This window comes from Streptococcus sanguinis (genome assembly GCF_008329445.1).
In the GTDB taxonomy this organism is placed as follows: domain Bacteria; phylum Bacillota; class Bacilli; order Lactobacillales; family Streptococcaceae; genus Streptococcus; species Streptococcus sanguinis_O.
The window spans coordinates 156268-179697 of sequence record NZ_VIBR01000001.1; the positions used below are offsets into that span (position 1 = coordinate 156268).

24 protein-coding genes and 1 pseudogene are annotated in these 23430 nt (G+C 42.8%); 22 read left to right on the forward strand and 3 right to left on the reverse strand.

All coding sequences use genetic code 11. The features are described from left to right. Positions 1-184: 184 nt before the first annotated feature. The 21 genes and pseudogenes from FKX92_RS00820 (at position 185) to FKX92_RS00920 (ending at position 21397) form a co-directional block, all read left to right on the forward strand. Positions 185-5062 carry a SpaA isopeptide-forming pilin-related protein gene (locus tag FKX92_RS00820; protein ID WP_149565231.1) on the forward strand — a complete coding sequence of 1626 codons (4878 nt, stop codon included), beginning with the start codon at positions 185-187 and terminating at the stop codon, positions 5060-5062. A 271-nt stretch (positions 5063-5333) separates the two neighbouring features. Next, on the forward strand, positions 5334-5465 hold the full coding sequence (locus tag FKX92_RS12095; RefSeq protein WP_009659231.1) for a hypothetical protein: 132 nt from the start codon (positions 5334-5336) through the stop codon (positions 5463-5465). Positions 5466-5643: 178 nt separating this feature from the next. Continuing rightward, entirely contained in the window at positions 5644-6405 is a 762-nt protein-coding gene (locus FKX92_RS00830) for an ABC transporter ATP-binding protein (protein WP_002894797.1), read from the forward strand. Next, the gene (locus tag FKX92_RS00835) at positions 6405-8393 is read left to right on the forward strand and encodes an ABC transporter permease (RefSeq protein WP_149565232.1); all 1989 of its coding nucleotides are present in this window, start codon (positions 6405-6407) and stop codon (positions 8391-8393) included. Before FKX92_RS00830 ends, FKX92_RS00835 begins: the two co-directional genes overlap by 1 nt. A gap of 146 nt (positions 8394-8539) precedes the next feature. Beyond that, positions 8540-9940 (forward strand): amino acid permease, encoded by a 1401-nt coding sequence (locus FKX92_RS00840; protein WP_149565233.1) that lies wholly within the window; start codon positions 8540-8542, stop codon positions 9938-9940. 69 nt (positions 9941-10009) lie between these two features. After that, positions 10010-10516: a hypothetical protein gene (locus FKX92_RS00845; protein ID WP_149565234.1), complete on the forward strand. Its 507-nt coding sequence runs from the start codon at positions 10010-10012 to the stop codon at positions 10514-10516. 193 nt (positions 10517-10709) lie between these two features. After that, positions 10710-10979 carry a hypothetical protein gene (locus FKX92_RS00855; RefSeq protein ID WP_125444709.1) on the forward strand — a complete coding sequence of 90 codons (270 nt, stop codon included), beginning with the start codon at positions 10710-10712 and terminating at the stop codon, positions 10977-10979. A 71-nt stretch (positions 10980-11050) separates the two neighbouring features. Continuing rightward, entirely contained in the window at positions 11051-12061 is a 1011-nt protein-coding gene (locus tag FKX92_RS00860) for a S41 family peptidase (RefSeq protein WP_149565235.1), read from the forward strand. A 63-nt stretch (positions 12062-12124) separates the two neighbouring features. After that, positions 12125-12550: a GNAT family N-acetyltransferase gene (locus FKX92_RS00865; protein WP_004185954.1), complete on the forward strand. Its 426-nt coding sequence runs from the start codon at positions 12125-12127 to the stop codon at positions 12548-12550. A gap of 29 nt (positions 12551-12579) precedes the next feature. Beyond that, on the forward strand, positions 12580-13545 hold the full coding sequence (locus FKX92_RS00870) for a hypothetical protein (protein ID WP_149565236.1): 966 nt from the start codon (positions 12580-12582) through the stop codon (positions 13543-13545). Continuing rightward, the gene (locus tag FKX92_RS00875) at positions 13535-13999 is read left to right on the forward strand and encodes a GNAT family N-acetyltransferase (protein ID WP_125382813.1); all 465 of its coding nucleotides are present in this window, start codon (positions 13535-13537) and stop codon (positions 13997-13999) included. The genes FKX92_RS00870 and FKX92_RS00875 overlap by 11 nt, the downstream gene beginning before the upstream one ends. A gap of 130 nt (positions 14000-14129) precedes the next feature. Further along, positions 14130-14366, forward strand: a complete 237-nt coding sequence (locus FKX92_RS00880) for a DUF2829 domain-containing protein (RefSeq protein WP_316250830.1) — start codon at positions 14130-14132, stop codon at positions 14364-14366. Then, positions 14359-15057 carry a 3-oxoacyl-ACP reductase gene (locus tag FKX92_RS00885; RefSeq protein ID WP_149565238.1) on the forward strand — a complete coding sequence of 233 codons (699 nt, stop codon included), beginning with the start codon at positions 14359-14361 and terminating at the stop codon, positions 15055-15057. Before FKX92_RS00880 ends, FKX92_RS00885 begins: the two co-directional genes overlap by 8 nt. Positions 15058-15110: 53 nt before the next feature. Continuing rightward, positions 15111-15203, forward strand: a pseudogene (locus FKX92_RS12255) (DUF7716 domain-containing protein); the annotation flags it as partial. A 153-nt stretch (positions 15204-15356) separates the two neighbouring features. Beyond that, complete coding sequence (locus tag FKX92_RS00890; protein WP_049552786.1) at positions 15357-16151, forward strand: hypothetical protein; 795 nt, start codon at positions 15357-15359, stop codon at positions 16149-16151. A gap of 127 nt (positions 16152-16278) precedes the next feature. Continuing rightward, the gene (glmU, locus tag FKX92_RS00895) at positions 16279-17658 is read left to right on the forward strand and encodes a bifunctional UDP-N-acetylglucosamine diphosphorylase/glucosamine-1-phosphate N-acetyltransferase GlmU (RefSeq protein ID WP_149565239.1); all 1380 of its coding nucleotides are present in this window, start codon (positions 16279-16281) and stop codon (positions 17656-17658) included. 8 nt (positions 17659-17666) lie between these two features. Next, positions 17667-18218: an NUDIX hydrolase gene (locus FKX92_RS00900; protein WP_149565240.1), complete on the forward strand. Its 552-nt coding sequence runs from the start codon at positions 17667-17669 to the stop codon at positions 18216-18218. Positions 18219-18230: 12 nt separating this feature from the next. Next, positions 18231-18653: a cell wall synthase accessory phosphoprotein MacP gene (gene macP / locus FKX92_RS00905; RefSeq protein WP_149565241.1), complete on the forward strand. Its 423-nt coding sequence runs from the start codon at positions 18231-18233 to the stop codon at positions 18651-18653. Positions 18654-18729: 76 nt separating this feature from the next. Then, the gene (locus FKX92_RS00910) at positions 18730-19422 is read left to right on the forward strand and encodes a 5'-methylthioadenosine/adenosylhomocysteine nucleosidase (protein WP_149565242.1); all 693 of its coding nucleotides are present in this window, start codon (positions 18730-18732) and stop codon (positions 19420-19422) included. 13 nt (positions 19423-19435) lie between these two features. After that, a complete protein-coding gene (locus FKX92_RS00915) occupies positions 19436-19744 on the forward strand; it encodes a DUF898 family protein (protein ID WP_002899871.1) in 309 nt (102 codons plus the stop codon). Between the two features lie 111 nt (positions 19745-19855). Then, positions 19856-21397, forward strand: a complete 1542-nt coding sequence (locus FKX92_RS00920) for an ABC-F family ATP-binding cassette domain-containing protein (RefSeq protein ID WP_149565243.1) — start codon at positions 19856-19858, stop codon at positions 21395-21397. A 53-nt stretch (positions 21398-21450) separates the two neighbouring features. Here the strand turns inward: FKX92_RS00920 and FKX92_RS00925 are convergent, their stop codons facing one another. Genes FKX92_RS00925 through FKX92_RS00935 form a run of 3 tightly spaced genes read right to left on the reverse strand, consistent with a single transcriptional unit; the run spans position 21451 to position 23015 of the window. After that, a complete protein-coding gene (locus FKX92_RS00925) occupies positions 21451-21687 on the reverse strand; it encodes a zinc-ribbon domain-containing protein (RefSeq protein WP_002897142.1) in 237 nt (78 codons plus the stop codon). A 35-nt stretch (positions 21688-21722) separates the two neighbouring features. Continuing rightward, positions 21723-22541 (reverse strand): peptidylprolyl isomerase, encoded by an 819-nt coding sequence (locus FKX92_RS00930; RefSeq protein WP_149565244.1) that lies wholly within the window; start codon positions 22539-22541, stop codon positions 21723-21725. A 54-nt stretch (positions 22542-22595) separates the two neighbouring features. Continuing rightward, positions 22596-23015, reverse strand: a complete 420-nt coding sequence (locus FKX92_RS00935) for an NUDIX hydrolase (RefSeq protein WP_149565245.1) — start codon at positions 23013-23015, stop codon at positions 22596-22598. A 227-nt stretch (positions 23016-23242) separates the two neighbouring features. Here FKX92_RS00935 and FKX92_RS00940 point away from each other — a divergent pair, with 227 nt between their 5' ends. Next, entirely contained in the window at positions 23243-23425 is a 183-nt protein-coding gene (locus tag FKX92_RS00940) for a PspC domain-containing protein (RefSeq protein WP_002894843.1), read from the forward strand. Positions 23426-23430: the final 5 nt, after the last annotated feature.

The following is a 23430-nucleotide window of genomic DNA, read 5'->3' on the forward strand; positions in this document are numbered from 1 at the left end:
AACAAATGTTAAAAAAATCTTCTTTTGTGTATAGCCATTTTTCTTATAGTATGATAAAATGTAGATGTAATGTATCTATAAATGTTCGCTTTTTAGAAGTGGGCACTGACAAGATGGGGAAGCTCAGTTAGTATACAATTACATTGTACATTTAAAACTGAATATTGTGAGAAAGGAAAATTGCATGAACAAAAGGATTAGAGCATTGCTCCACCTTATTATTCTTTGTTTAGGAGTCATTTTGCCATCAGTAGCTCCTCTTACTCAGGTGCAAGCAGCTGAGTTTGGTGATGTTATCACTGAGATGAGCCTGAAGAATTCTTCAGGTGGTGATTTGACGCAGGGAATTGATATTTGGGAAACTTTTCGAGTTTACGCAAAGTTTGTCTTGCCGGATAACCAAGTACATCAAGGAGATACGACAAAAATCACCTTGCCTTCTGAGTATGCATTTGGGAACTCTTCAGCTATTGAGCTTAAAGACAGCTCGGATAATGTAGTGGCAAATGGATTTTTGGATTCAACCAACAAGACCATTACTTTGACCTATACAAATTATGTTGAGCAAAAGTCTGGTGTCCAAGGAGAATTCTTCTTCTATGCACGAGTTGACCATGATGTTGTGAGACAAGAAGGTGACTTGAATGGTGGATTTACCGTAGGAGGTCGGATGTTGTATCCGGGAATCGTCCATTATAATGGACCACCCAAAAGATATGACTCAAAAATTGAGAAGAGCTCTTATCAGGCAGCAGAAGACGGTAAGAATGAAGTTCATTACAATATTGCGATTAACCGCAATATGGAACATTATACCGATGTAACGATAACTGACAAGATTACCTCGCCTAATTTTAAAATCATGAGAGACTCAATTCGAGTCTATAAAATTGCTTGGCGCTGGAATAATGGAGATTGGGTGCGGGATTCAACAGAAGACGTGACAGCTAATTTCCAATCAAAAATTACGGAAAATGCCGCTGGTGATGGATTCACGATTGATCTTGGCGACATGGATGGTTTCGGGTATTTGCTGGACTATAAGACAAAAGCAGATTACGATCTTGTTGATGGTGAGCGTGTTTCCAATAGTGCTACCATGACCTATAACGGTGGTCAAACAACGACATCAGCTGAAAATCGCTCTTATCAGATTGCCGGCGGTGTTGGAGAAGGCTATGTTTTCACCATTAAGCTTCATAAGGTCAATGAAAATGGTGAGAACCTGCAAGGTGCAGAATTTGAAGTTGTTCGTGATCGGAGCGGAGCAGTTGTCGGAAAATTAACCACAGATTCTAACGGGAATGCCAACTTGGGTGACTTGTTGCGCGATGATTATACCATCCGTGAAGTGACTCCTCCTACAGGATATGATAAATTAACTGAGGAAATTAAGATTGGTTCCCAGGATTTTGGAACAGACAAATCTGTATCGCGCGAGATCGTCAATAAGAAGACGGTAACAGAGCAGGATGTAACTTTCAAAAAAGTAGATCCAAACGGGAAAGAAATTCCTGGTGCGCAACTGAAAATCTATAAAGGTGATCATGTTGATCAGGAAGAAGCTCCTGTTGCAGACTGGACTTCAGAAGAAAATACTTCTAAAGTCATAAAATTGTCTCCAGGAACCTATACACTGACTGAAGCGAACGCTCCTGCTGGTTATCAATATGTAGAAGACATCACATTTACAGTGGGTGCTAATGGTACTGTTGCTCTTGTGAAAAAAGGAGCAGAAGATACTGTTCAAGCAGCAGGTTCAATTCTGACGATTACCGACAAGGAGGACAATAGTCCTAAAGCCATTACCTTCAGTAAGGTCAACCTAGGTGGTACTGAGATTGCTGGTGCTCAAATTAAGATTTTCAAGGGCAACAAAGCGCAGGGTCAAGCAGTAGAAAGCTGGACATCCGAAGCTAATCAGTCTAAAGAAATCAATTTGGAGCCTGGTATTTACACCTTCCATGAGGAAGCAGCTCCAACTGGTTACCTGAAAGTAACCGACATCACCTTCCAAGTCAAACATGACGGCACAGTGGAAGTGACCAATGTCGGCGAGAAAGACTCCAAAGGTGAAAACAATAAGGTTGTGACTGACGGAGCAACCTTGAAGGTAACAGACAAGGATGACGACTCAGAACGAGATGTGACGATCAAGAAAGTAGATCCAAACGGGAAGGAAATTCCTGGTGCGAAATTGAAACTCTACAAAGGCAGTCAGATTCGTCCTGAAGCTAAGCCTCTTGCAGAGTGGACATCCGAAGCCAACGCATCTAAGGTAGTAAAATTAGCCCCAGGGACTTATTCTCTGAAAGAGAGCCTTGCTCCTGCTGGGTTTGTGGCTGTAGAAGATATAAAATTCACAGTTCATTCTGATGGTACCATTACTGTTGATGCTAAAGGAGCAACAGATTCTGTTGAAGCAAATGGCTTGGTTCTTACTGTAACCGATAAAGAGGACAATAGTCTTAAAGCCATTACTTTCAGTAAGGTCAGCCTCGGCGGTACAGAAATCGCTGGTGCAGAGATCAAGATTTACAAGGGCGAGAAAGCTGAAGGAGATGCAGTTGAAAGCTGGACATCCGAAGCTGGTAAGTCTAAGAACATCAACTTAGCACCTGGTACTTATACTTTCCATGAGGAAGCGGCTCCAACCGGTTACCTCAAAGTGACCGACATCACTTTTAAAGTCAAAACTGACGGAACAGTAGAAGTGACCAATGTCGGTGAGAAGGACGCTAAGGGTGAATCTAACACCGTAGCGACAAATGGTTCAACTGTTACGGTGACTGACAAGGACGATGATCTCCCACGTAAGGTGACCTTCAGTAAGGTCAACCTTGGCGGAACTGAAATCGCAGGTGCTCAGATCAAGCTCTATAAGGGCGATAAGGCAGAAGGCCAAGCAGTAGAAAGCTGGACTTCGGAAGCTAATCAGTCTAAGGACATCAACTTGGCACCTGGTACCTATACTTTCCATGAGGAAGCTGCACCAACAGGTTACCTCAAAGTAACCGATATCACTTTCCAAGTCAATCATGATGGTACAGTGAAAGTGATCAATGTCGGCGAGAAAGACGCTAAGGGTGAAGAAAACAAGGTTGTAACCGATGGTTCCAAAGTGACTATTACCGATAAGGACGATGATTTCCCACGTAAGGTGACTTTCAGTAAGGTCAACCTAGGTGGCACAGAAATCGCCGGTGCAGAGATTAAGATTTACAAGGGCGACAAGGCAGAAGGTACAGCTGTTGAAAGCTGGACATCTGAAGCTAACAAGTCTAAAGACATCAACTTGGCGCCAGGTACCTATACTTTCCATGAGGAAGCGGCCCCGACCGGTTACCTCAAAGTAACCGACATCACCTTCCAAGTCAAAACAGACGGTACAGTGGAAGTGACTAGCGTAGGAGAAAAAGATTCTAAGGGTGAAGAAAACAAGGTCATAGCTAATGGTTCTAAAGTTACTGTAACGGATAAAGACGATGACAGTCCCAAGACTATTACTTTCAGTAAAGTTAATCTCGGCGGTACTGAAATCGCAGGTGCACAAATCAAGATCTTTAAAGGCGACAAGGCAGAAGGAACAGCCGTAGAAAGCTGGACATCCGAAGCTGGTAAGTCTAAGGAAATCAACTTGGCACCTGGTACCTACACCTTCCATGAAGAAGCAGCTCCAACCGGTTACCTCAAAGTAACCGACATCACCTTCCAAGTCAAGCATGATGGCACAGTGGAAGTGACCAATGTCGGCGAGAAAGACGCTAAGGGTGAAGAGAACAAGGTCGTAACAAACGGTTCAACTGTTACAGTAACCGATAAGGATGATGACCTTCCACGTAAGATTACCTTTAGTAAGGTAAGCCTTGGTGGAACAGAAATCGCCGGTGCAGAGATCAAGATCTACAAAGGCGACAAGGCAGAAGGTCAAGCTGTAGAAAGCTGGACTTCAGAAGCTGGTAAGTCTAAAGAATTGAACTTGGCACCAGGCACTTACACCTTCCATGAGGAAGCCGCACCAACCGGTTACCTGAAAGTGACCGATATCACTTTCCAAGTCAAAACAGACGGTACAGTGGAAGTGACCAATGTTGGTGAAAAAGACTCCAAGGGCGAAGAGAACAAAGTCGCAACCGCTGGTTCTAAAGTGACTATTACCGATAAGGACGATGATCTTCCACATAAGATAACCTTCAGTAAGGTCAACCTCAGCGGTACTGAAATCGCTGGTGCTCAAATCAAGATCTACAAGGGCGATAAGGCAGAAGGCAATCCAGTAGAAAGCTGGACATCTGAAGCTGGTAAGTCTAAAGAATTGAACTTGACTCCAGGTACTTATACTTTCCATGAGGAAGCGGCTCCAACGGGCTATCTCAAAGTGACTGACATCACATTCCAGGTCAAGCATGATGGCACAGTGGAAGTGACCAGTGTAGGAGAGAAAGACGCTAAGGGTGAAGAGAACAAGGTCGTAACCAACGGCTCAACTGTTACAGTAACGGATAAAGACGATGATCTTCCACGTAAGGTGACCTTCAGTAAGGTCAACCTTGGCGGTACTGAAATTGCTGGTGCAGAGATTCAAATTTTCCAAGGCAAAGAGGCAACTGGCAATCCTGTAGCAAAATGGACTTCAGAAGCAAATTCATCGCATGAGCTTGGATTAGCTCCTGGAGTATATACCTTCCATGAAGCTGCAGCCCCAACCGGTTACCTAGCTGTTACCGACATTGTGTTCCAAGTGAATCTCGATGGCACAGTAACAGTTGTAAATGCCGATGGAAATACAGTAGAATACAAGGATGGGACGTTAGTCGTAACTGATCAAACGAAACCGACTGGCCCAGACAAGGATCCGTCTAAAAAAACAGATGAACCAGATCCGAAAAAATCAAATCAAGATAAACCAATAGAAAAAGACCAAGATAAACCTGGAGATAGGGGAAAGACGAAGAAAATTCTACCTTTCACAGGTACAGAAATCAGCTTTACGCTACTTGCTTTCGGTCTGATTCTGATAGTTGGTTGTGGGGTTTATTTTGGGGTTCGTTTCAAAAAATAAAACAGAAAACAAGTGTCAATGAACATTGACGCTTGTTTTTTTATGCGCTTGATGAAAGAAGGTAATAAGTATCGTTGAATTTAAGGCAATTGACGCAGTTTAAGGGCAATCGAAAACTATTTTTTTAAGTGACAAAAATGTAAGTTTAAAGGCTAAAATGAAAGGTTATCTTATGGCAGCTAGTCTGGGAATTCGGTATCCTATAAGTGTAAAGAAAAAGAAGATAAAAATCTTCCAAACTAATAATCAGATTTCAAGAAGGAGGCTCGCTATGAAAATCAATCTTTTTAACCATCGCCAAAGTAAACCTAAAGCTCAAAAGATTTCCAAGGAAGAAATCGAGAAGACTCGTCTAGGCTGTGCTTCCAGTCAATATTATTTCTGGCTGCAATACAGTCACTGAGAGATTCCATTATTCAAGGATAAGAGAAAGGTCAGTTGACTTTTCTCTTTATCCGACTTGGAGCACAAGATGACAAAAATGTAAGATTGGCAGGCAAAATGAAAGATTAGGTTATGGAAACTTGTCTGTCTTTCCGGTATGATAGTAGTATCAAGTTAAATAAAGAAGAGGTTCGAGTATGACATTATTAGACGTACAACACGTGAAAAAGATTTATAAAACCCGCTTTCAGGGTAGCCAAGTAGAGGCACTGAAGGACATTCACTTTACGGTAGAAAAAGGCGAATATGTCGCCATCATGGGTGAGTCAGGCTCTGGGAAATCCACCCTGCTCAACATCCTAGCCATGCTGGACAAGCCAACTGAGGGCCGCGTCTTTCTCAACGGAACTGACACGGCAACCATCAAAAACAGCCAAGCTTCCAGCTTCCGCCGGGAGAAATTAGGCTTTGTCTTTCAAGATTTCAATCTGCTGGATACCCTGTCGGTCAAGGATAATATTCTCCTGCCGCTAGTCCTCTCTCGGCGTCCCATTACCGAGATGATGCAAAAGCTGGTCACGACCTGCAATGAGCTGGGGATTAACAAGCTGCAAGAGAAGTTTCCTTATGAGATTTCAGGTGGCCAGAAGCAGCGGGTAGCAGTGGCTCGGGCTATCATCACAGATCCTGAGATTCTGTTGGCGGACGAGCCGACGGGAGCCTTGGATTCCAAGTCTTCGGCAGCCCTGCTGGATGTCTTTGATGATATTAATGCACGCGGTCAGACCATTCTCATGGTAACCCACTCAACTGCAGCGGCTAGCCGCGCCAAGCGGGTACTCTTTATCAAGGATGGGATCCTTTATAATCAAATCTTCCGCGGTGACAAGACTGAGCGGCAGATGTTCCAAGAGATTTCTGACACTCTGACAGTTATGGCAAGTGAGGTGAAGGACTAGTGTTTCGATTAGCAGCAAAATTGGCGGTATCCAATCTGATTAAGAACCGCCGTCTCTATTATCCTTTTGCACTGGCTACCTGTGTGGCTGTAGCCATTTCTTATATTTTCAACTCCTTGGCTTTTAATCCCAATCTATCCAAAATGACAGGTGCCAGCTCTGTTATCCTCGTTTTGGTCCTAGGGGTTGTTATTGTGAACATCACAGCTGGAATTATTGTCTTTTATGCCAATCAATTTGTCATGAAGAATCGCTCCAAGGAGCTGGGGCTTTATGGTATGCTAGGTCTTAATAAACGCCATCTCTTTGTTATGACCTTTATTGAGCTTCTGATTTTCGGGTTAGTGGCTGTAAGCTTGGGGCTGACTATTGGTGTTCTCTTTGACCAGCTGATTTATGCCTTTTTGCTCAAGCTCATGGGTACCAAGGTGGTTCTGGTTTCGACATTTCAACCTTTTGTATTGGTATTGATTATCATATTCTATGCTTTTGTATTTTTCTGTTTGGTAATTAAAAATGGCTTTTACTTAAGAAAGTTTGATGCTCTGCAATTAGTCAAGGAAAAAAATAGCGGGGAGAAAAAGAGTCGCTTTTTACTCTTGCAAACTATTATTGGTATGTCTTCTCTCGCTTTTGGCTATTATCTTGCTTTAGGTGTATCTAATCCGATGGCAGCCATTATCATTTTCTTCGTGGCCGTACTTTTTGTTATTCTAGGGACTTATCTGCTTTTTAATGCAGGAACAACTGTTTTCTTGCAATTTTTGAAAAAGAAGAAGACGTTTTATTATCAGCCTGATAACATGATTTCGGTATCTAATCTAATTTTTCGAATGAAGAAAAATGCAATTGGTTTAGCGACGATTTCTATTTTGTCGACAATGGTTCTGGTTACCTTATCTGGTGGAGCCAACATTTATGCTGGTGGTGATTATATGCAGAATGCCATGTTCCCGCATGATTTCAGTATCCAAGGAAAAGAAGTAACAGGTGAGATACTGGACCAAGCTTTGACAGAGTTTGTTCAAGAGCAGCAGCTGCAGATTAGTAAAAAAGTTATTTACCAGTATTATACGATAGGAGTTAGCGGTCGAACTGGTAATCAGCTAGATATTTATTCTAAGGGACAGAAATCCTTCACTCCAAATCTTTATATTTTGGCCATTTCTGAGAGTGATTATCAAGGAATGACGGGTCAAAGTCTTCAGCTTAAAGATGATGAAATAGCCATATTTGAGCAAGGACTGGAACTAGATAGCAAAAAAGATTTACAGCTAGCTGATAAAAATTTAAAAATCAAGAGAAAATTAAAAGAAGATTTTGTTTTCGGTAATATACCCGATCCGATGAATATGATAGTGCCTGAAAAAATCTATATGGTAGCTAAAAATCCGAGTCAAATCTTTTCTTCATTGATGAACGATTACGCTGTCAATGTTAACTATTATGGAGGATTAAATCTCAAGCTTTCAAAAGAAGAACAGAGAAAACTCAAAGAAGCCTACCAAGAAAAGCTAAGCAGTTTTAATACCACCTTACCTGAAAATCAAGCTATTTATGGCTCTGTGACAGCCTTTGATAAGCAAGAAATAAAAGGAATGCTAGGCGGTATGTTCTTTATTGGAATTTTCCTATCAATCGTTTTTATGCTTGGAACTGTTCTTATCATCTACTACAAGCAGATTTCTGAAGGCTATGAAGATCGAGAAGGCTTTGTTATTTTACAAAAGGTTGGATTGGACGAAAAACAAATTAAGAAAACGATTCGTAGGCAGATTCTGATAGTCTTCTTCCTACCACTAATCTTTGCCTTTCTTCATTTGGCTTTTGCCTACCACATGCTGAGCTTGATTTTATCTGCTTTAGGGGTGCTGAATGCCACACTTATGTTAGTGATGACTCTGGGTGTTTGTGCTCTGTTTATTGCAGTATATGTTGGTGTCTTTCTCATTACTTCTCGCAGCTATCGCAAAATTGTGGCTATGTGATAGCAAAGACAGGCTTCATATAGCTTTCATCTATTTTAAAGACTTAGGCTGAGATTTCTCTCAGCCTTTCTTTTCTCGGAAAATTTCCTAAAAGCGTGGAAATATGATAAAATAGGACGTTAATGCAATTAGGAGAATAAAAATAGATGAATATATTTAGAAAAAAAGATGCCAGTAAGGACAGAACGGGCATGCGCCGTCACTTGAAAATTCCAGATCTGATTTTGCTTGGTATTGGAGCCATGGTAGGAACTGGGATTTTCACCATCACAGGGACCGGGGCGGCCAAATATGCTGGGCCAGCTCTGACTGTTTCGATTGTCATTTCAGCTCTTTGTGTGAGTATCTCAGCCCTTTTTTACGCTGAGTTTGCCTCACGGATTCCGGCCAATGGCGGAGCTTACAGTTATATTTATGCGGTTCTGGGAGAATTTCCTGCTTGGCTGGCTGGCTGGCTGACCATCATGGAGTTCATGACCGCTATTTCAGGTGTTGCCTCTGGCTGGGGTTCTTATCTGAAGGGCTTGCTGAGCGGCTTTGGTATCCAGCTGCCAGCAGCTCTGAATGGTACCTTCAATCCAAAAGCAGGTACTTATGTGGACTTGCTGCCCATTCTGGTCTTGGCCTTTGTTACGGGAGTTGTCCTTCTGAACTCAAAGGCAGCCCTGCGCTTCAACTCAGCCTTGGTGGTCTTGAAATTCTCAGCCTTGGCGCTCTTTATCATTGCAGGATTTTTCTTCATCAAACCAGAAAATTGGTCTAACTTTGCACCTTTTGGTTTTGGAGAAATTTATGGCGGTAAGGTCGGCGTCATGGCTGGGGCTTCACTCATGTTCTTTGCTTTTCTGGGCTTTGAGTCCATTTCCATGGCGGTTGATGAAATCAAGGAGCCTCAAAAGAACGTTCCGCGTGGGATAGTCTTATCCTTGAGCATCGTGACCATTCTCTATATTTTGGTGACCTTGGTCTTGACTGGCATTGTCCACTATAGCAAGCTGGATGTCTCAGATGCGGTGGCCTTTGCCTTGCGCAGCGTCGGACTTGGCTGGGCAGCTAACTATATCTCTGTCATCGCTATTTTGACTCTGATTACGGTCTGCATCTCCATGACCTACGCCCTGTCGCGGATGATTTACAGTATTGCACGTGATGGTCTCTTGCCTCGCTCTTTTAAAAAATTGACAGAGACCAGTCGGGTGCCAAAGAATGCAACGATTTTAGTAGGGATTGCCTCAGCTGTCTGTGCCGGTATCTTCCCCTTGGCTAGCATCGCCTCTTTCCTCAATATCTGTACCTTGGCCTATCTGATTTTATTGGCACTGGCTGTTTTGAAATTGCGGAAAGATCAAGGAATGCCCAAAGCTGGAGAATTTAAAACGCCTCTAGTCCCTCTGACACCGATTTTGTCCATTATCATCTGTCTGTCCTTTATGACCCAGTATACTAAGGAAACCTGGCAAGCCTTTGGAATTGCCCTAGCGCTGGGAAGTCTCATCTATGCCTTCTATGGCTATAGAAACTCAGAAATCGCTGTAAAAGAGGAGTAGGGTGTAGAGATTGGTCGAGAAGATGAAGTGTAGGAACTTGGTAACTATAAACAAAGCAGAAAGAGTTTTATGAAGAAAAATTGTATAAAAGGCCGATGCTATAATATTTCTTTGAATGGTAAGAAAGCTTTTCTCGGATGGTTCTTAATAATTTCTGATAATGGGCAGGAATATCTCGTGGAGAGAAATGGAACGATGTCCTGTGGCTGTTTTAGAAAGGTTTATCAAACAGCCTATTCTTTCATACCGCATACTGAATTTTTAAACAAATCAAATAATCTACCTGCTATTGCAGGAACTTCCATAGGTCTTATCTTGGCTAGAATGCTGAGAAAAATAATTCCGCTAGATTTTTTCTTTGGGCCAGTAAATCGACCAATGAATATCGGAACTGGTCTTGTAAATATTGGTGTGACAATAGGAACGATGGTTCTTGCTATGTTTCTTGTAAAGTATTATAGAAAGAAACGACTTGAATTTTTTCTAAATAAAAAAGGTTGCAAACTTAGCTTGATTGGAAAAGTAAGAACAAAAGAGCCTATTAAAAAATTGCCCAAAGGAATAGAGGTATGGTAAATGAAACGGTTTAGTATTCGTCAATTATTGGTAATTGGCACTTTGTCAAGTATAGTCTTATTTGTTATGTTTTTTACTCAGCCCAGATTCTTTCTTTTACTACCTATTTTTCTTGGAATAGTCTTGTTTTTCAGAGGTATAGAAGTTAGTGGAGACAAAGAGATAGAATTTGAACTAATAGAAGGAGAAAAGAATGAAAAAACTTAACCTAACCCAAAAGAAAAAAATCTGGCTCTTTGCCCTTGCTTTGCTTGCCCTTATCTTACTAGCGATTGTGATCAATATTCAGCTGAACCAGCCTGAAGATATGCATGCTGATTATGTTCGGCTTTGGAAGACAACTTGGCATGAGGAAAATAAAGACTGGCTCTATCCACTGAAAAATATCTGTCTTGTTATTCTAGCAGTTCTAGCTGGGTCTGGTTTAATGATTGCATTTTCCAAGAGTGAGAGATGGAAATAAACAACTGTAGATTTAAATGAAATCATCTTACAAAAATGTAAGATTAGCTATGATAAATGTAAGGTAGAGACATGGAAAACGTGTCTCTATTTTGCTATAATCAGCTCAGAAATCCTAACAAGAAAGGTTGTGCAATTATGAAAAAAGTCCTTTTAGGTTGCTTGGGAACAGTACTGGTTTTGCTTGCTCTTTTAATAGGTTTTCTGGCCTACTTTGGTCCAGACTATGGAATTTTTCTTTTTCCACCTAGTCCGCAGGACTACGCCCGCTCGGTTGTGAAAAAGCTTGATTTCGGTCTTTATACGGGCAAAGACTGGGAAAATGAGAAGAAGAAAGCCTTAGAGAAGCTTGAATCTGCCAAGACTTATCAAGATACCTATCCTGTCTTGGAAAAATTAACCAAAGAGGCTGGCGGGAAACATTCTTATTTTTTAAGTCCACAGGATAATCCCGAAAATAGTCCGGAAAGCAAAAATCAGCCCGAAGTGCAGAATCGGGAGGGGATTCTCTATTTAAAAGTTCCTGCTTTCACTGGTGACGCACAGGCAGCGAAGGCTTATGCCAACAAGCTATCGGCAGCTCTTAAAAAGGATACCTATCAGTCGGTTCTTGTGGATCTGAGAGATAATACCGGCGGGAATATGTATCCGATGCTTGCTGGACTGTCCTCTCTTTTGCCTGATGAAGATCTCTTCCAATTCGTTGAAAAAAATGGAAGCAAGAGCGCGGTTTCTCGATCAGATGTTCTTCAGCAGCTTGGTCTGGATCAGACTGATGAGAAAGCAAAGAAAGTGCCAATAGCTGTCCTTACCAATGAATGTACAGGAAGCTCAGGAGAAATGACTGTTTTAGCCTTTAAGGGACTGGAAAACGTTAAAATATTTGGTCAGTCAACGGCAAGCTATACTACGGGAAATAATTATTATCAACTGTATGATGGAGCGGTTTTGCTCTTGACTACCTCGAGTATCCTAGATCGCACGGGCAAGCTTTATGAGAATGAGGCAATTCAGCCCGATGTCCTAACAGACCAGCCTTTAGAAGAGGCGGAGTCTTGGTTGAAGGGACAGATAGGAGAATAGTTCATTGAAAGCAGTCAAAGAGACTGCTTTTCTGCTATAATAAAGAGAAGAACGAGGTGACAAATGATTCGTAAAGTAAAACTAAGAGATGCTGCAGCCATTCAGCGGCTCAATGCTGAGTGTTTGGGCTATGACTTCGATAGGGAAGCGACGGAGGCTCAACTAAAGAGGCTGCTAGAGAATGACCAGCATTTGATTTTGGTAGCTGAAGAAGACGGTCAGGTCATAGGCTACGCTCATGCTGCTAGCTACGACTGTCTCTATTTCCCGTCCTTGCTCAATCTCTTGGCCTTGGCCGTCGCTCAGGATTTTCAAGGGCAGGGACATGGCAGAGCGCTGATGCAAGCTTTGCGTGAAGAGGCAAAAGCGGTAGGATACACAGGAATTCGGATTAATTCAGGCATTTCCCGCTCCGCAGCCCATGCATTTTACCGCAGCCTCGGCTGCAACGAAAAAGCAGACCAGAAACGATTTTATTGGGGATTTTAGAGAATTTAAGGAGAAAAAAATAGACGGTCATGAAAAAAAAGAAGATAGTGTATGTTTTATTGAGTATTCTTTTGTTGGGAGCTTTAGGTCTGCTCATTTTATGGGTTATTGGAATAAATACTAAAGTTTATATCAATAGACAAGAAACAAAATTCAAAAGCATTCAGCTTTTCGATAATAATAAGTTTGTATTGGTTGCTGTAGGTGAGAAAGATAATTATGGTCATATTTACTATGGACAAAATTATGTTTCAACTATTGCTGTTCATTCTTGGCGAATTGGAGAAGTTAAAAACTCTCCACCAATTGGGAAAGAAGAATACTATAAGATAATCAGCTACGATTTAAATAGCCCTAATCTATCAAAGAAAGAACTAGACCTGTATGAATTACCTAGAATTCAGACACAAAAATTTAGACTCAATGAAGTCTTAAGCAGTTATTATGGTAATGGGAAAGACTATATGGCACGAGACAATCTTTACCAATATGTTAATGGAGAATACTTTGAGCAAAGTTTTTTACTGGATATTGATAATGAGGAGTTCTTTTTCAAAGATGTTGCTCAAAGAAGAAATGAGATGGATACAAATAGCTCTTATAATCAAAATATTAGTTTCGGACCTGGAAATCTTTTTGATAGCTTTCGATTTAAGTTGGAGGAGCTACATTTAAGTGAAAGTGATGGGAAATTTAGGCCAGATCCTGATTATCGCAATAAAATTGATATTTCCAATACCAACTTTGCTCAGCTATATCCAGAAGTAGCTAAGAATATGAAAGATATAGATCGACTTTATTTCCGACCTGAACAGTATAACCAAAAAGAATGGTTTGATAACCTCTTGCATTGGTTTGCACCTAAGGGACAGGATGTGATGGAAGTTTATGCGACAGATTCTGCAACAGGTGAGAAAACACAAATCAAGTCATTTGATGACTATTTAGCATGGCGAGAAGCCCACCCTGAGGAGGTGAAAAAATATGAGCAATAAAATTGAACCACTAACTCAGCAGCATGCTTTAGAAATTGCCAATGATTGGCATTATGAGGCGCCTTATGATTTTTATGATATGAAAAATGACTTGGAGGATTATGAAGAAATGATTTCCCCAATAGCGCGTGAGGACCGTTATTATCAAGTTATGCGAGAAGAGAAACTCTATGGATTTTTCTGCTTAGAGCAGAAAGGAGAGCGAACTTTGGAGCTTGGTTTGGGGATGAAGCCGGAGCATTGCGGAAAAGGTCAGGGCGCTGGATTTCTGCAGGAAATTCTGGACTTTATTATGGAAAATTTTGCGCCCCAAGTCATAAGTCTATCCGTGGCTGATTTCAATCACCGAGCCCAACAGCTTTATCTCAACATGGGCTTTGAAGTGGTGAGGCGCATCCCGCAGGAAAGCAATGGCGATATTCATCTCTTTGTGGAGATGGAGAAGAAGGTCTAATTTTAGACTTTATTGCAAAGCGTCAGATAAAATTATTGACAGTCAAGAAAAAGTCGTCAAATATACTTATGACTGCGGACGATTATCAGCTAATTTGTATATGAATATCAATAAGCAAAAGGAGAAAACCATGACATTTGAAGAGATTTTACCTGGCCTTAAGGCTAAGAAAAAATATGTGCGTACAGGCTGGGGCGGGGCAGAAAACTATGTCCAGCTTTTTGATACGATTGAGCAGAATGGGGGGGCTCTCGAGGTGACACCTTATTTCCTTATCAATGTTTCAGGTGAGGGGGAGGGCTTCTCCATGTGGAGTCCGACTCCTTGTGATGTCCTCGCGACAGATTGGGTGGAAGTGAATGACTAAGACGGTACTGGTGACGGGAGCTAGCTCTGGCATCGGCCGAGCTCAGGCTCTGACCTTTTTGGAAAATGGCTACCGGGTTTATGGGGTGGACAAGGATGAAAATCCTGTTTTTCTCAATGAACTTCGTTTTGTCAAGATGGATTTGACAGGGGATTTGACACCGCTCTTTACTAGCTTGCCTGAGGTGGACATTCTCTGTAATACAGCAGGTATTTTGGACGATTATCGTTCCCTGCACGAGACCAACGATGAGGACTGGGAACAGATTTTTGCGCTTAATCTGACCTCTACCATGAAAATCACTCGCTTTTACCTGCAGAAAATGCTGGAGAAAAAGTCTGGTATTATCATTAATATGTGCTCGATTGCTAGCTTTCTGGCTGGGGGCGGCGGTGCTGCCTATACAGCCTCTAAGCATGCTCTGGCTGGCCTGACCAAGCAGATAGCCTTGGACTATGCGGATAAAAATATCCAAGTGTTTGGCTTGGCGCCAGGCGCTGTTAAGACAGCTATGACTGCCGCAGATTTTGAGCCAGGTGGACTAGCTGACTGGGTTGTTGAGGAAACGCCTATCAAGCGTTGGCTGGAACCTCAAGAAGTGGCAGATGTCAGCCTCTTTCTAGCCAGTGGTAAGGCAGCTGCTATGCAGGGTGAGATTATCAAAATCGACGGTGGTTGGAGTTTGAAGTAGCCAGTAGGAACATGAAAGTAATGAAGAAAAACTAGAGCTATGACTTAAAAGACATCATTGAGGCTGTGAAATCAGAAGAGCTAGATGATGATTTCTGTTTGTATGCCAAGGAAAATGGAGAACTGAATTTTCAGGAGAGCTACTTGACATTTGGCAATGACTTTGAAAGTTTGAAAAACAAATTAGCCTTTCTTCCGCTACAGTCTTCAAAGACCGTTTCTGAAAAAGATTGAAAATAGCTCTAAAAAAGCTTATAATATAAGCTATAAAACGACAGAAGGCTTCTAGGAGGATTGATTTTGAAGAAGGTTCATTTTTTTATCATTTACGGCTGTGTCTGCTTTGTACTGATTGGCGGAACCTTTCTTTATACCTACTTTAAACCTGGAGGCATAGCAGAAGCAATCGAATCCCGCTTTAAGCTGTCTGCTGTAGTGGATGCATCCTTGAAGAAATTCGATCATGATAGTTTTTACATGGATCGGCTGTCTGAGTCAACCTATCTAGAAGGCTACAAAAAAAGAAAAGCCAAGACGGTTAAACAGCTGACTGTTTCAGATTCACCTTATTTAGCTAAGCTTTACGAAACCTATGATGATCAAGAACTGACCCATTATTTCAGCGAAGATCGGATGTACTTGGAAGAGAAGGATGGATTTGAGACCATTGATGACACGGAGTCACGCAAACATATTGATGGCTATTCGGGCATGTCCTCCTTTAAGGCTTTGCTGCAGGTCATGGTAGATAATGAGTCAGAACTGACTAAGAAAAAAGTGGACGGGGGCTATGAGTTTTCGGTGACAGCAGAAGGTGATTTGGCCTATGACCTTATCGATGCCTTCTACTATGCTTATAATGATGAGCATTATGATACGACCATTGATATTGAGAAGTGTCAGGTTGCCTTTGTGGTTGACCCTAAGACTCGGACCATTCGCTCTATTGATATGACCATGGATTTGGATGAAGATACAGCCTTAGATGGAGAATTGATTTACTTCAAGCAGAGGGCAGTCTTCAAGGACTATGGCAAGGCGAAAGTCCATCTTCCAAAGAAAATCAAAGAAAAAGAAGCAAAATCAGCTGTTTAAAGGCTGATTTTTTTGTGCAAAAGTTTTTTCGTTGCAGATTTTTAAGGGGATGGCTTGATTTTAAATTTTTAAAAATTACCTTTTAGTGATATAATAAAGGTGATATCCTACAGAAAAGAGATAATTGATGACAAATTACGCGATTATTTTGGCTGCGGGTAAGGGTACTCGCATGAAGTCAGATTTACCAAAAGTGCTGCATAAGGTTGCAGGAATTTCCATGTTGGAACATGTATTCCGCAGTGTCAATGCCATTAATCCAGAGAAGACCGTGACAGTTGTTGGGCACAAGGCAGAGCTAGTCGAGCAAGTCTTAGCAGGTCAGACAGACTTTGTCCGTCAGACGGAGCAGTTGGGAACGGGTCATGCCGTTATGATGGCAGAGCCTGTTTTGGAAAATCTGACTGGGCAGACGCTGGTCATTGCTGGCGACACTCCCCTGATTACAGGAGAAAGCCTGAAAAATCTGATTGACTTCCATATCAACCACAAGAATGTTGCAACTATCCTGACGGCAGAAGCAGATAATCCTTTCGGCTACGGCCGTATCGTTCGCAATCAGCACGACGAAGTTTTGAAAATTGTTGAGCAGAAGGATGCTTCTGACTTTGAGCAGCAGATCAAGGAAATCAATACAGGGACTTACGTCTTTGACAATGCCCGTCTCTTTGAAGCCCTCAAAAAGATCAATACCAACAATGCTCAAGGCGAATACTATATCACAGATGTGATTGGCATTTTCCGCGAAAATGGTGAAAAAGTCGGCGCTTATACGCTCAAAGACTTTGATGAGAGTCTGGGGGTTAATGACCGTGTAGCTTTGGCTACAGCTGAGAGTGTTATGCGCCGCCGGATTAACCAGCAGCATATGGTCAATGGCGTCAGCTTTGTCAATCCTCATGCGACCTATATCGATGTGGATGTAGAAATTGCGCCTGAAGTTCAAGTTGAAGCAAATGTGACCCTGAAAGGTCAGACCAAGATTGGGGCAGAGACTATCCTGACCAATGGTACTTATATTGTGGACTCTGTCATTGGAGAGCGGGCCGTTATCACCAACTCTATGATTGAGGAGTCTAGTGTGGAAGATGGAGTGACGGTCGGGCCTTACGCTCACATTCGTCCAGGTTCTAGTCTGGCCAAGGATGTTCATGTCGGAAACTTTGTTGAAGTTAAAGGATCGTCAATCGGAGAAAATACCAAGGCTGGTCATTTGACCTATATTGGAAATTCTGAAGTCGGTGCTAATGTCAACTTTGGTGCGGGTACGATTACGGTCAATTATGATGGTCAGAAGAAGTACAAGACTATCATTGGTGACAATGTCTTTGTTGGTTCTAACTCGACCATTATTGCCCCAGTTGAGCTGGGTGACAACTCACTGGTCGGTGCGGGTTCTACCATCACGAAGGATGTACCGGCAGATGCCATTGCTCTGGGACGTGGCCGTCAGATTAACAAGGAAGATTATGCTAAGCGACTTCCTCATCACCCTCAAAATAAGTAGGTTTAATCATGGAATTTGAAGAAAAAACCGTCCAACGGACGGAGATTTATCAGGGACCGATTTTTAAAGTGGTTCAGGACCAGGTAGAGCTGCCAGAGGGCAAGGGTCAAGCCCAAAGGGATTTGATTTTTCATAATGGGGCGGTGGCTGTGATTGCTATCACTTCGGAAAATAAGATGATTTTAGTCAAGCAGTACCGCAAGGCAATTGAAGCGACTTCTTACGAGATTCCAGCTGGCAAGCTTGAGCTAGGAGAGAATGCAGATCCCCAAGCGGCTGCCCTCCGAGAATTAGAAGAAGAGACCGGCTACACTGGGCAACTGGAGTTGGTCTATGATTTCTACTCTGCTATCGGTTTTTGTAATGAAAAAATCAAGCTCTACAGCGCCAGCCATTTAACAAAGGTCGAAAACCCTCGTCCCCAAGACGAGGATGAAACATTGGAACTTTTTGAAGTCAGTCTGGAGGAGGCACATCAGTTGCTGCAAAACGGTGACATCTGCGATGCCAAGACCATCATGGCCCTTCAGTACTGGGAACAAAAAAATCTGAATAAATAGGAACGTAGATCAATGGGAAAAGCTTTATTAACAGATGAAATCATTGAGCGGGCCAACCGCGGTGAGGATATGTCGGGGCCGCCTCTCATGGATGACGAGGAAACCAAGATTCTTTCAACTGGCAGAAGCTCCTTTAGCTCGCAGCAGTCTAGCCGACAAGATACTCAGTTTGGTTATCAAAGCCCTCAAAACCGCTTTGGTTATGAAGAAGCTCGGTCTCAGCAGAATCAGAGTCATTTTGGCTATCAGACTGCTCAAAACCAAGAGGAGTTTACGGATGAGACTCTGCACATTGAGGTAGATCCGACCGTGACTAAGAGCCGTCGGATTGAAAACCAAAAGCGGAGCCTCTTTCAAGCCAAACTCAATAAGATTCTCCTTTGGGTGGTCATCCTACTGATTGGTTTGATTGCTGCTATTATTTGGTGGCCTTAAAAAACTACTCTATTGCACTTAAAAGGAAGCCTAGCTTGTCTAAGCTTCTTTTTCATCAGATGATTTGAGGTATTATATGAAAATTGGAATTATCGCAGCCATGCCTGAGGAGTTGAAGATTCTGCTGGAGCATTTAGAAAATCCGCAGAAGCACCTGCGTTTGGGCCATGTCTATCATACGGGCTCTATTGGCTACCATGAAGTGGTGTTGGTCGAAAGCGGGATTGGCAAGGTTATGTCCGCTATGAGTGTGGCTGTTTTGGTCAATGATTTTAAGGTCACAGCCGTGATTAATACAGGCTCAGCTGGAGCAGTGGCAGAAGGTCTAGCTATCGGCGATGTGGTGGTCGCAGATCGTCTGGTCTACCATGATGTGGATGTGACGGCCTTTGGCTATGACTACGGTCAGATGGCACGGCAACCGCTCTATTTTGAAGCGAGCCGCTATCTGGTTGCTGAGATGAATAAAATTTTGGAAAAGACCCATCAAAAGGCAAAGGTAGGTTTGATTGCGACAGGTGACAGCTTTGTTGCCGGTCAAGACAAGATTTACCGCATCAAGGAGCATTTTCCAGATGTCTTGGCTGTCGAGATGGAAGGCGCAGCTATTGCTCAAGCCACACATTCGATTGGCCTGCCCTTTATGGTTATTCGCGCCATGAGCGACACAGCTAGCCATGATGCTAATGTTACTTTTGATGAATTCATTCTTGAAGCTGGTAAACGCTCTGCAGAAACCCTGATTCAATTTCTGAAAGAGTTGGTTTAAAGGGGGAGAAAGTATGTACAAAGAGTCTTATTTTGATGGTGGTCTCTTTTCTTACATCGGTCATGTGATTTTAGCTACCTTGATTACAGTATTTACACTGGGAATTTGTGCACCTTGGGGCATGTGTATTCTGTATAATTGGAAGATAAAACATACAGTTATTGACGGGCACCGTCTTTACTTTGACGGTACTGCTATGCAGCTTTTTGGAAATTGGATCAAGTGGTGGCTCCTGACCATTGTTACCTTTGGTATTTATGGCTTTTGGCTGAAAATAAAACTGACCCAGTGGATTACCAAGCATACACATCATGCGAACTGAGACCAAGCAGGCGAGACTTAAGTGGCTCGCTTTTCCTTTTCTTCTGTCTTGCCAAAAAATCCCTTTTGATGGTATAATCAAGGAACTGCAATCAATGATAGAGGAGAAAAAATGAGTATCTTAGAAGTAAAAAATCTCAGCCACGGTTTCGGAGACCGGGCTATTTTTGAGGATGTATCCTTCCGCCTGCTCAAGGGTGAGCATATCGGCCTGGTCGGTGCCAATGGCGAGGGAAAGTCAACCTTTATGAGCATTGTGACAGGCAAAATGCTGCCGGATGAAGGCAAGGTCGAGTGGTCCAAGTATGTGACAGCTGGCTATCTGGACCAGCATGCTGTTTTGGAGCAAGGCCAGTCTGTCCGCGATGTTTTGCGCACAGCCTTTGACGAGCTTTTCAAGACCGAGGCCCGTATCAATGAAATCTATATGAGCATGGCTGAGGAAGGAGCCGATGTTGATGCCCTTATGGAAGAAGTGGGGGAGCTGCAGGACCGCTTGGAGAGCCGAGATTTCTATACGCTAGATGCCAAGATTGATGAGGTTGCACGGGCACTAGGTGTGATGGACTACGGTATGGAGAGTAATGTGACGGAGCTGTCTGGTGGACAGCGGACCAAGGTTCTCTTGGCTAAGCTGCTTCTTGAAAAACCAGATATCCTGCTCTTGGACGAGCCAACCAACTATCTGGATGCGGAGCATATTGACTGGCTCAAGCGCTATCTCCAAAACTATGAAAATGCCTTTGTTCTGATCTCCCACGATATTCCTTTTCTGAATGACGTGATCAATATCGTCTACCATGTGGAAAATCAGCACTTGACTCGTTATTCTGGCGACTACTATCAGTTCCAGGAAGTCTATGAGATGAAAAAATCTCAGCTGGAAGCGGCCTACGAGCGTCAACAGAAAGAAATTGCGGACCTTAAGGACTTTGTAGCTCGTAATAAAGCCCGCGTGGCAACCCGTAATATGGCTATGTCCCGCCAGAAAAAGCTGGATAAGATGGATATTATTGAGCTGCAGAGTGAGAAGCCTAAGCCTTCCTTTGACTTCAAGCCTGCCCGCACACCTGGCCGTTTTATCTTTCAGGCTGAGAATTTGCAGATTGGTTACGACCGACCGCTGACCCAGCCTCTTAATCTGACCTTTGAGCGTAATCAAAAGGTGGCGATCATCGGGGCAAATGGGATTGGGAAAACAACCCTGCTCAAGAGTTTGCTGGGGATTATCCCGCCTATCGCAGGTCAAGTCGAGCGTGGGGACTATCTAGAGCTGGGTTATTTCGAGCAGGAAGTAGAGGGCGGCAATCGTCAGACACCGCTGGAAGCAGTCTGGAACGCCTTTCCGGCTCTTAACCAAGCAGAAGTCCGAGCGGCTCTGGCCAGATGTGGTCTGACTTCCAAGCACATCGAGAGCCAGATCCAGGTCCTTTCAGGTGGAGAGCAGGCCAAGGTTCGTCTTTGCCTCCTCATGAACCGAGAAAATAATGTTCTGGTGCTGGACGAGCCGACCAACCATCTGGATGTAGATGCCAAGGAGGAGCTTAAGCGAGCTCTTAAAGAATACAAGGGCAGCATTCTCATGGTCTGCCACGAGCCTGATTTCTATGAAGGCTGGATGGACCAGATTTGGGATTTTAACCAGTTGACTTGATAACATTAAAAAAAGAAAAGAGACGGTTCATTGAGAATCGTCTCTTTCTGTTGCTAATAATTCAAAAACTGCTCGATTTCCTGCTTTTCAATCTGCTTGCCGTGCTGGCAGACTGGGCAGGTGAGGTAATGTTTTCTACCGTAAGGAAAGGTTGGAATCCAATAGAGTGTAAACTTTCGGCCGGTTTCAATAATGTCCCAAGGTGCGACGTTGTGGCAGTTGGCACACTCGATATTGCTTTGGGTCTGTCCTACGTTTTTCTGATAACCTTTATATCCCCAGATAATCATATTGATTTCCCTCCTTTATTGGTTGGGCAGCAAGCTTATTTGCTGAAGTCATAGTCCTTGATAATCTCGATTTTTTCAATCTTGATATCTTTTTTAGGCTTGTCATTATCGTCTGTTTCTGCGGCAGCGATTTTGTCCACCACATCCATACCTTCCAGCACTTGGCCGAATACAGTATAAGCTCCACCATCTAAAGTAGGATTTCCACCGTTCTTATAGGCTTCGATGATTTTAGCAGGGAAGGAATCCGTAGACATTTGGCTAGACAGGTCTTTTTTGCTTTGGTTGATAAAGAACTGACTGCCATTGGTATCAGGGCCTGCATTGGCCATGGATAGGGCTCCTCGAATATTATAGAGATATGGAGAATACTCATTTTTAAAGCCGTTTCCAGAGTCTTTAGACTTGTCTTTGCCTTTCCAGATAGACTCGCCTCCAGTGCCGTTGCCTTTAGGGTCTCCGGTCTGAATCATAAATTCATTGATGACACGGTGGAACAAAACGCCATCATAGTAGCCTTCCTTGGCATGGGTCAGGAAGTTTTCGACCGCCAGTGGGGCTTGTTTTGGAAAGAGCTTGATGCGGATATCGCCTTCAGTCGTTACCAATTTGACTTCCGCTTCATCTTCAGCAACTTCTGTAGACAGCTGCGGGAAGTTGGCATTTTCGTTGGTCATGGCATCCTTGTATTGCTCACGGAGTTTGCTGGTTTCCTCTGGGTCAGAGCTAGAGCTCACTAGCGAAGAACTGCTGGATGAGTTGGAGGAGCTAGTAGTCTCCTCTTTCTTACCTTTACCAGAGCAGCCAGCCAAGACAAGTCCTGATAAGAGGCTGATAAGAAGAATTTTTTTCATATAAAACCTTTCTCACATTAGATTGTAAACTACTGATATTTTACTACAATTAGGCTAGTTTTTCAAACCCTCCTGTGTCAGACAATCCAGGAGCAGATTTTTAAGTCCTGCTGGCCGTAAGTTTAGGCCGCAAATTGCTTCTATGTCTAACCATTCAGGTTGATAGATATTCTGGGCATGACTGCGAAGGGCTTCCTCGCCCTGAATCATTGGCGTTGATGTATGGCTGATAGTGGCATGAAAATAGATTTCTAAGCGGTGGCCATTTCTAAAAGTAAAAGCTGGCTGCAGCTGCTTTTCAGATAAGCTCCAACCTAGTTCTTCCCGAATTTCTCGCTGAGCTGATTGGACTGCAGTCTCACCTGACTCGGCTCCGCCGCCCGGTATCACAAAATACTCTTCTCCATTTTTCCAGCGGTGGATGAGCAGTATCTGCTTGGTTTGGGGATTGTAAAGAATGACTCCGGCTCGCATTATCTTCCTCCTGATATGTTTTTACTGTTAATTAATTAGAATTTCCTTATATTCTAACACAAGAACAAGAGTTTTGCTGGGACTTGTTAAGAGAAAGGTAGAGTGAACAAATACATCTTGATGTAATTAAATTTTATCTGAAGAGAGAGCTTAATAGCAGGCGAACTTGTGCATAGAGAAATGTTATGGTAAAATAAAAAGTGTAAAAATAATAAGGAGTGTTTTCCATGGAGAAAAGACTGACAAGAGATGTCAAAAACAAGAAAATCGCTGGTGTATGTGCTGGTATCGCAAACTACTTTGATTTAGATCCAACCTTGGTTCGTGTTATTTGGATTCTTTTGGTCTGTGTGGCAGGTACAGGTGTCTTGGCTTACTTGATTGCTTGGGCGGTTATGCCAGAGGCTTAATAAGA

What these genes read in the sequence shown, in the direction of transcription:
- FKX92_RS00820 (WP_149565231.1), top strand. Translation starts at nt 185, where the DNA reads ATGAACAAAAGGATTAGAGCATTGCTCCACCTTATTATTCTTTGTTTA.
- FKX92_RS12095 (WP_009659231.1), top strand. Translation starts at nt 5,334, where the DNA reads ATGAAAATCAATCTTTTTAACCATCGCCAAAGTAAACCTAAAGCTCAA.
- FKX92_RS00830 (WP_002894797.1), top strand. Translation starts at nt 5,644, where the DNA reads ATGACATTATTAGACGTACAACACGTGAAAAAGATTTATAAAACCCGC.
- FKX92_RS00840 (WP_149565233.1), top strand. Translation starts at nt 8,540, where the DNA reads ATGAATATATTTAGAAAAAAAGATGCCAGTAAGGACAGAACGGGCATG.
- FKX92_RS00845 (WP_149565234.1), top strand. Translation starts at nt 10,010, where the DNA reads ATGAAGAAAAATTGTATAAAAGGCCGATGCTATAATATTTCTTTGAAT.
- FKX92_RS00855 (WP_125444709.1), top strand. Translation starts at nt 10,710, where the DNA reads ATGAAAAAACTTAACCTAACCCAAAAGAAAAAAATCTGGCTCTTTGCC.
- FKX92_RS00860 (WP_149565235.1), top strand. Translation starts at nt 11,051, where the DNA reads ATGGAAAACGTGTCTCTATTTTGCTATAATCAGCTCAGAAATCCTAAC.
- FKX92_RS00865 (WP_004185954.1), top strand. Translation starts at nt 12,125, where the DNA reads ATGATTCGTAAAGTAAAACTAAGAGATGCTGCAGCCATTCAGCGGCTC.
- FKX92_RS00870 (WP_149565236.1), top strand. Translation starts at nt 12,580, where the DNA reads ATGAAAAAAAAGAAGATAGTGTATGTTTTATTGAGTATTCTTTTGTTG.
- FKX92_RS00875 (WP_125382813.1), top strand. Translation starts at nt 13,535, where the DNA reads ATGAGCAATAAAATTGAACCACTAACTCAGCAGCATGCTTTAGAAATT.
- FKX92_RS00880 (WP_316250830.1), top strand. Translation starts at nt 14,130, where the DNA reads ATGACATTTGAAGAGATTTTACCTGGCCTTAAGGCTAAGAAAAAATAT.
- FKX92_RS00885 (WP_149565238.1), top strand. Translation starts at nt 14,359, where the DNA reads ATGACTAAGACGGTACTGGTGACGGGAGCTAGCTCTGGCATCGGCCGA.
- glmU (WP_149565239.1), top strand. Translation starts at nt 16,279, where the DNA reads ATGACAAATTACGCGATTATTTTGGCTGCGGGTAAGGGTACTCGCATG.
- FKX92_RS00900 (WP_149565240.1), top strand. Translation starts at nt 17,667, where the DNA reads ATGGAATTTGAAGAAAAAACCGTCCAACGGACGGAGATTTATCAGGGA.
- macP (WP_149565241.1), top strand. Translation starts at nt 18,231, where the DNA reads ATGGGAAAAGCTTTATTAACAGATGAAATCATTGAGCGGGCCAACCGC.
- FKX92_RS00910 (WP_149565242.1), top strand. Translation starts at nt 18,730, where the DNA reads ATGAAAATTGGAATTATCGCAGCCATGCCTGAGGAGTTGAAGATTCTG.
- FKX92_RS00915 (WP_002899871.1), top strand. Translation starts at nt 19,436, where the DNA reads ATGTACAAAGAGTCTTATTTTGATGGTGGTCTCTTTTCTTACATCGGT.
- FKX92_RS00920 (WP_149565243.1), top strand. Translation starts at nt 19,856, where the DNA reads ATGAGTATCTTAGAAGTAAAAAATCTCAGCCACGGTTTCGGAGACCGG.
- FKX92_RS00925 (WP_002897142.1), bottom strand. Translation starts at nt 21,687, where the DNA reads ATGATTATCTGGGGATATAAAGGTTATCAGAAAAACGTAGGACAGACC.
- FKX92_RS00930 (WP_149565244.1), bottom strand. Translation starts at nt 22,541, where the DNA reads ATGAAAAAAATTCTTCTTATCAGCCTCTTATCAGGACTTGTCTTGGCT.
- FKX92_RS00935 (WP_149565245.1), bottom strand. Translation starts at nt 23,015, where the DNA reads ATGCGAGCCGGAGTCATTCTTTACAATCCCCAAACCAAGCAGATACTG.
- FKX92_RS00940 (WP_002894843.1), top strand. Translation starts at nt 23,243, where the DNA reads ATGGAGAAAAGACTGACAAGAGATGTCAAAAACAAGAAAATCGCTGGT.